Here is a 7,339-nt window from a genome sequence, read left to right as displayed (position 1 = left end):
CGCGAACACTTCCTCGCGACCGGTACGGGTGGCGTGCTGCAAAAGGAACACCGTTTCCGGCGTGAACAGGTGCAGTTCGCCGTCCCGCCGGTACTGGTACTCGCCACCGGCCTCTAGCCCCTGGTGGGTGCGTGCGGTGGGGTTGTCCGGGTACGCGGTGCGGTGCCGTACCCGCACCTCCTCGGCGAGCACGTCGAGGCCGACGCCGCCGATCTGGCTGACCGTGCCGGTGAAGTACTCGGCAACCAGTTCCTTGTCCAGACCGACGGCCTCGAACGCCTGTGCCGCGGTGTAGGAGGCGACGGTGGAGATGCCCATCTTCGACATCACCTTGAGCACGCCCTTGCCGAGCGCGGTCAGGTAGTTGCGGATGCCCACGCTCGGCTCGACGCCGGTCAGTTCGCCCTGCGCGATCAGATCCTCGATCGATTCCATCGCGAGATACGGATTCACCGCTGCGGCACCGAAACCGAGCAGCAGCGCGATGTGGTGCACCTCGCGGGCGTCACCGGATTCGACGACCAGGCCGACCTTCGTGCGCTCCTTGGTCCGCACGAGGTGGTGGTGCACCGCCGACACGGCCAGCAGCGACGGGATCGGCGCGAGAGTGTGGTCGGAATCCCGGTCGGAAATGATCAACGTGTGATGCCCGGCGGCGATCGCCTGACTCGCCTTGAGCCGCAACGACTCCAATGCGTCCGCGAGTCCCTCTTCGCCACGTTCCACGTCGTAGAGCGAACGCAGCACCACCGCGGACAAACCGGGATGGTCGCCGTCGTCGTTGATATGGATGATCTTGCCGAGCTCGTCGTTGTCGAGAACCGGCCAGGGCAGCACGATCTGACGACAGGACGCGGGGGTCGGCTCCAGCAGGTTCTGCTCGGGTCCCATGATCCGCGACAGCGAGGTGACGATCTCCTCACGGATCGCATCGAGCGGTGGGTTGGTCACCTGCGCGAACAGTTCGACGAAATAGTCGTAGAGCAGCCGCGAGCGCTGCGACAGCGCCGCGATCGGAGTGTCGGTTCCCATGGAGCCCAACGGTTCTCCACCCGAGGCGGCCATCGGCCCGAGCAGTATCCGCAGATCCTCCTCGGTGTAGCCGAATGCACGTTGGCGCCGGACCACCGAGGCGTGGTTGTGGGGGATGCGCTGCCGGTCCGGCAGCGAGTCGAGCCGCAGCTGACCGGAGTGCAGCCACTCCCCATAGGGGTGTTCGGTCGCGAGCGAGGCCTTGACCTCCCGGTCCGGCACGATCCGCCCGGCGGCGGTGTCGACGAGGAACATCTTGCCCGGCTGCAGCCTGCCCTTCGCGGCGACCTTCCCCGGCGGGACCGACAACACGCCGGCCTCGCTGGCGAGAATCACCTTGCCGTCGATGGTCTTCCACCACCGGCCCGGACGCAGGCCGTTGCGGTCGAGCACCGCGCCGACGAGAGTGCCGTCGGAGAAGGTGACGCACGCCGGTCCGTCCCACGGTTCCATCACCGCGGCGTGGTACTTGTAGAACGCCCGACGGGCCGAGTCCATCGCCCGATTCTTCTCCCACGCTTCCGGAATCATCATCATCACGACATGCGGCAGCGGTCGTCCGCCGAGGTGCAGCAGTTCGAGCACCTCGTCGAACGACGCGGAGTCGGATGCGTCGGGCGTGCAGATCGGATAGAGCCGGCGCAGGTCACCGGGAATCAGGTCGCTGCCGAGCAGCGCCTCCCGGGCGCGCATGCGGTTGCGGTTGCCGCGCACGGTATTGATCTCGCCGTTGTGCGCGACGAACCGGAACGGATGCGCGAGCGGCCAGGACGGAAAGGTGTTGGTGGAGAACCGGCTGTGCACGATCGCGATCGCGCTGGTGCAGCGTGCGTCGCGCAGGTCCGGAAAGTACAGCGGCAGTTGCGTCGTCGTCAGCATCCCCTTGTACACCATGGTGCGCGAGGACAGCGACGGGAAGTACACCCCGGCGGGTACGTCCGGGTCGTCGGTCATCCGCTCGGCGCGCTTGCGCAAAGGAAAGACCAAGCGGTCGAGATCCAGTCCGGCCGGACGGCTGCCGTCCCGTTCCGGCGCGGCGACGAACAGGTGACTCATGTGCGGCATACAGGCCAGTGCGGTTTTGCCGATATCGGCGCCCGCCGAATCGACCGGCACGTCACGCCAACCGAGAACCTCGAGGCCTTCCTCCGCCGCGATCGCCTCGATCCGGGCCACCGTCGCGGCTCGCAACTCACCGTCCTGCGGCAGGTACGCGATGCCCGCGGCGTAGGTGTTTCCCCCGCCGGGCAGCGGTGCGGGCAGCGCGAAGTCGACGACATCCTCGAGCAGCATGGTCGGCAGCTGCAGCAGAATGCCCGCTCCGTCACCGCTGTTCGGCTCGGCACCCGCAGCACCCCGGTGATCGAGATTCTCGAGCGCGAGCAGACCGTCGGAAACGATCGAATGCGATCGCCGACCGGCTATGTCGCAAATCATTGCGACGCCGCATGAATCTGCTTCGTTGTTCGGGTCGTACAGACCCTGTGCCGCGGGCAGTTGGGAATAGAGCACGGACCACCTCCACCTGTGCCAGCGAGGCGGCCCTACGATGCGCTGACGCCGCAGGAGCGGCCTCGGTGGCGATCGCCGTTTCGGGCGTTGCCATCGGATTGCCGCGGGACAGCATCGGCCCGTGAAGGCCTCGGTTTACTCCGAGTTTGACAACCCTAGCAGCTAATTCAGTCCCGCAAGGGGCGACCGAACTTATCGCGAACGTTGCCGGTCAGCATCAGGATTCCGTCGATCAGCGGCCAGATGCCGCCGAGCCCGCAGGTCAGCCACGTGACCGCGATCTGTGCAATCGCCATCCCCGGCTGGTTCAAATAGAAGCGGCCCGCGCCGAACGCACCGAGGAAGATCTGCAGCACACCGGCAGTGACCTTCTGCTTGTCCGAGAACGGTTCCCCGGTGATCGGGTGCCTGCCGTAGGGCGCATCCGGGCTGCCGTAGGCATATGCCGACGCCGCCGGATAGCTCCCGTAGCCGGGCGGCGGGTAACTCGGCGGCGGGTAGCTCGGCGGTGGGTAATCCGCCTGCTGGTAACCCGAATTCGGGGTAGCCGGATCGATGTAGCTCGGTGGCTGATAACCCGGCTGGGGGTATCCGCTGCCCTGCCACTCCGGTCCGGTGCCCGGCGCGCCGTACACCGGACCCACGCCGCCCGGCCATGACGAATCCCATTCGGGACCGAGGTTGGGCGGCGAGGCGGTCGCGTCCCCGGCGGTCGGGTCGGGCTCGCGATCGTTGCCGTCGGGTTCGGTCATGATCGACCTCCGGCGTTGTTGGGCGACGCCTCGTTCGTGGACGCGTCGGTGGTGGTTGCAGTGTCGGGCGTGGCGTCGTCGGACTCGGTTGGCTTCGCGTCCTCGTCGACGGGACCGTCCGATGCGTCGGCTGTGGGTTCGTCCGGGTCCGGTTCGGTATCCGGGGCGTCGCGCTCGCCGTCGACGTTCGCAGGCTTCGGTGCGTTGCCCTGCAACTCGGCCGGTTCCTCGCGACCCTTCGGCGCGAGGACGAAGTACACCACCGCCGCAATGAACACGATCGACGAGGTGAACGAATTGATCCGGATTCCGGCGATATGAGTCGCGTAGTCGTCGCGCATGAGCTCGACGAAGAACCGCCCGAGGCAGTAGCCCGCGACGTAGAGCGCGAAGAGTCGGCCGTGCCCGATCCGGAAGCGCTTGTCGATCAGCACGAGGGCGATCACGACGAGCAGGTTCCAGATCAGCTCGTAGAGGAAGGTGGGGTGCACGACCTTTTCGACGACCCCGGTGGAGACACCGTTGAGCTGGTCCACCGCACCAGCCGAGTCGACCCGCTCGTAGATCTTCAGACCCCACGGCAGGTCGGTCTGCCTACCGTAGAGCTCCTGGTTGAAGTAGTTGCCGAGCCGGCCGATCGCCTGCGCGAGCAGGATCGGGGGCGCGATTGCGTCGCCGAACGCGGGCAGCGGCACGCCGCGCCGGCGGCAGCCGATCCAGGCGCCCAGTGCACCGAAGGCGACCGCGCCCCAGATGCCGAGACCGCCCTCCCACACCTTGATCGCATCGCCCGGGTGACCGTCGGCCCCGAAGTAGGTCGACCAGTCGGTGAGCACGTGATAGATCCGGCCGCCGATGAGCCCGAATGGAACCGCCCACACCGCGACGTCGAGCACGGTCCCCGCGACGCCGCCGCGCGCGATCCAGCGCTTCTCGCCCCACCAGATCGCGACGACGATGCCGACGATGATGAACAGCGCGTATGCGCGCAATGGAAGCGGGCCGATTTCCCAGACGCCACGCGCCGGACTCGGGAAGTAGGCGAGCAGTTGCCCGGTCGGATTCACGACACTGGAAGTCACGACGCCACGGTAGCCGAGCGCACTCCCCTGGCAAGTTCAGTGGTGAGCGTCGCGACCGCGTCCTGGCCGTTGGCCACCGCGCTGACGAGTGCCGATCCGACGATCACCCCGTCTGCGTAGGCCGCGATCTCCGCGGCCTGGGCGCCGGAGCGCACACCGAGACCGACACCGACCGGGATATCCGAATGCGCGCGGATGCGCGCGGTCAGTTCCGGTGCGGCCGAGGACACCGCGTCCCTGGCACCGGTGACGCCCATGGTGGATGCGGCGTACACGAAGCCCCGGCTGGCTTCGAGGGTCATCGCAAGCCGCTCCTCGGTGGAGGACGGCGCGACGAGGAAGATCCGATCGAGATCGTGCGTCTCGGAGGCTGCCATCCACTCGTCGGCTTCCTCGGGGATGAGGTTCGGCGTGATCAGGCCGAGTCCACCGGCGGCCGCGAGATCCCGCGCGAATGCGTCGACGCCGTAGCGCAGCACCGGGTTCCAGTAGGTCATCACGACCGCCTTGCCACCGACGGCGGCGATCTGCTCGACCACGGTGAACACGTCGCGCACCCGGATGCCATTGCGCAGCGCCTGCTCGGCGGCCGCCTGGATCGTCGGGCCGTCCATCACCGGATCGGAGTAGGCGACGCCGACTTCGATGATGTCGCAACCGGATTCGACCATCGTGCGGAAAACGTCGATGGAGCCGGACAGATCCGGGAAACCGGCAGGCAAGTAACCGACGAGCGCAGCGCGGCGCTCCGCACGGCACGCCGCGAAGGTGGGGCCGAGCCGGGAGTCGAGTCCACTCACAACTGCTCCTGCCCCGGCGCAACCGGTTCGTCGATGAGTCCGAACCACGTGGCGGCGGTGTCCATGTCCTTGTCACCCCGTCCGGACAGGTTCACCAGAATGATTGCGCCGTCCCCCAGCTCCTTGCCGAGTTCGAGTGCGCCCGCGACCGCGTGCGCGGACTCGACGGCGGGGATGATGCCCTCGCGCCGGCTCAGCAGCAGCAACGCATCCATGGCCTGCGTATCGGTGATCGGGCGGTATTCCGCCCGGCCGATGTCCTTGAGGTAGGCGTGCTCGGGACCGACACCGGGATAGTCGAGGCCCGCCGAGATCGAATGCGACTCGATGGTCTGGCCGTCCTCGTCCTGCAGCAGGTACGAGTACGCGCCCTGGAACGCACCGGGCGAACCACCGGTGAAGGTGGCGGCATGCCGACCGGTCTCGACGCCGTCGCCGGCCGCCTCGTAGCCGACCAGCCGCACCGCGGGGTCGTCGATGAACGCGTGGAAGATCCCGATCGCGTTCGAACCGCCACCGACACAAGCGGTCACGGCGTCGGGCAATCGACCGGTGAGAGTCAGCGTCTGCGCGCGCGCTTCCAGGCCGATGACCCGCTGGAAGTCGCGGACCAGCACCGGGAACGGATGCGGACCGGCCGCGGTACCGAAGCAGTAGTAGGTGTCGTGCGCGTTGGTGACCCAGTCCCGCAACGCCTCGTTGATCGCGTCCTTCAGCGTCTTGGAGCCCGACGCCACCGACACCACTCGCGCGCCGAGCAGGCGCATCCTGGCCACGTTCAGCGCCTGGCGCTCGGTGTCCACGGCGCCCATGTAGACGATGCAATCGAGCCCGAGCAGCGCGCAGGCTGTCGCCGTGGCGACACCGTGCTGACCCGCCCCGGTCTCCGCGATGATCCGCGACTTGCCCATCCGCTTGGCGAGCAGCGCCTGGCCGAGCACGTTGTTGATCTTGTGCGAGCCGGTGTGGTTGAGATCTTCGCGCTTGAGCAGGATCCGGGCGCCACCGGCGTACTCGCGCATCCGGGTCGCCTCGAACAGCGGCGAGGGCCGGCCCGTGTAGTCGCGCTGCAAGCGGTCGAGTTCGTTCAGGAAGTCCGGATCGACGCGGGCCTTCTCGTACTCGGCGGTGACTTCCTCGATCACTGCCATGAGCGCTTCGGGGACATGCCGTCCGCCGTAGACACCGAAGTGTCCGCCGGCGTCCGGCTCGTGACGGCTGCGTTCGGCGATGCCCGCGCTTGCGCTGGGCAGAGCCTGGTCCTCGGTCGTCATCGCGATCAGCGGGCGGGCTTGGGGCACGACGGGTGCGTCCCGGCGGTCACCAGTTCGGCGACGGCGGTACGCGGGTCGCCGGAGGTCACGAGCCCCTCACCGACGAGCACGGCGTCCGCGCCGGCACCCGCATAGGCGAGGAGGTCGGCGGTGCCACGCACACCCGACTCGGCGATCTTGATGACCTCGGTCGGGAGTCCGGGAGCGATCCTGGCGAAACTGTCCCGGTCGACCTCGAGGGTCTTGAGGTTGCGCGCATTGATGCCGATAACGGTCGCGCCGGCGTCGAGCGCGCGGTCGGCTTCTTCCTCGGTGTGCACCTCGACGAGCGCGGTCATCCCGAGCGATTCGGTGCGGTCGAGCAGCGAGCTGAGGGTGTGCTGGTCGAGCGCTGCGACGATCAGCAGGATCACGTCCGCGCCGTGCGCGCGAGCCTCGTGAATCTGGTACGTCCCGACGATGAAGTCCTTGCGCAGTACCGGGATGGACACGGCCTTGCGCACGCTGTCGAGATCGGCGAGCGACCCGTGGAAGCGGCGCTCCTCGGTCAGCACGCTGATGATGCGCGCACCGCCGCTCTCGTAGGCCAGGGCGAGATCGGCCGGATCCGGGATGTCCGCGAGCGCTCCCTTGGACGGGCTGGCACGCTTGACCTCGGCAATCACCGCGATTCCCGGCTCACGCAGCGCGGCGACGGCATCGAGCGCGGACGGCGCGGCGGCGGCGGCCGCTTTGATCGCGGCGAAGTCGACTTGGGCTTCTCGGGCAGCGACGTCCGCACGAACTCCGTCGATAATCGAGTCGAGAACGGTCATCAGGTGCCCGATTCCTTTCTGGGCGATCCGCCGCACGGCGGAAACTCACCGGGTGTAGTTCAGAGTAGAGGT

Annotated in this window: 5 protein-coding genes and 1 pseudogene; all 6 read right to left on the bottom strand. The window is 67.8% G+C overall.

Going from position 1 to position 7,339, the window contains the following annotated elements:
• Window positions 1-2,544 (bottom strand): glutamate synthase central domain-containing protein (locus tag OG921_RS23140; RefSeq protein WP_323182861.1); only part of this gene is annotated, 2,544 nt, incomplete at its 3' end.
• A 167-nt stretch (window positions 2,545-2,711) separates the two neighbouring features.
• A pseudogene (locus OG921_RS23135) lies at window positions 2,712-2,966 on the bottom strand (TM2 domain-containing protein); the annotation flags it as partial.
• A gap of 326 nt (window positions 2,967-3,292) precedes the next feature.
• Window positions 3,293-4,378, bottom strand: a complete 1,086-nt coding sequence (lgt, locus tag OG921_RS23130; protein WP_266114880.1) for a prolipoprotein diacylglyceryl transferase — start codon at window positions 4,376-4,378, stop codon at window positions 3,293-3,295.
• Window positions 4,375-5,178, bottom strand: coding sequence for a tryptophan synthase subunit alpha (gene trpA / locus OG921_RS23125; RefSeq protein ID WP_266114879.1), 804 nt, complete (start codon window positions 5,176-5,178; stop codon window positions 4,375-4,377). The genes lgt and trpA overlap by 4 nt, the downstream gene beginning before the upstream one ends.
• On the bottom strand, window positions 5,175-6,452 hold the full coding sequence (trpB, locus tag OG921_RS23120) for a tryptophan synthase subunit beta (protein ID WP_266114878.1): 1,278 nt from the start codon (window positions 6,450-6,452) through the stop codon (window positions 5,175-5,177). Before trpB ends, trpA begins: the two co-directional genes overlap by 4 nt.
• 5 nt (window positions 6,453-6,457) lie before the next feature.
• Window positions 6,458-7,267, bottom strand: coding sequence for an indole-3-glycerol phosphate synthase TrpC (gene trpC, locus OG921_RS23115; RefSeq protein WP_266114877.1), 810 nt, complete (start codon window positions 7,265-7,267; stop codon window positions 6,458-6,460).
• Between the last annotated feature and the right edge of the window lie 72 nt (window positions 7,268-7,339).

Source organism: Aldersonia sp. NBC_00410 (assembly GCF_026342035.1).
Taxonomy (GTDB): domain Bacteria; phylum Actinomycetota; class Actinomycetes; order Mycobacteriales; family Mycobacteriaceae; genus Aldersonia.
Note: the sequence above shows the minus strand (reverse complement) of the source record. Positions and strands in the feature narration are given on the sequence as shown.

Coding starts and splice junctions, on each gene's coding strand:
- trpB (WP_266114878.1), bottom strand. CDS start 6,452: ATGACGACCGAGGACCAGGCTCTGCCCAGCGCAAGCGCGGGCATCGCC.
- trpC (WP_266114877.1), bottom strand. CDS start 7,267: ATGACCGTTCTCGACTCGATTATCGACGGAGTTCGTGCGGACGTCGCT.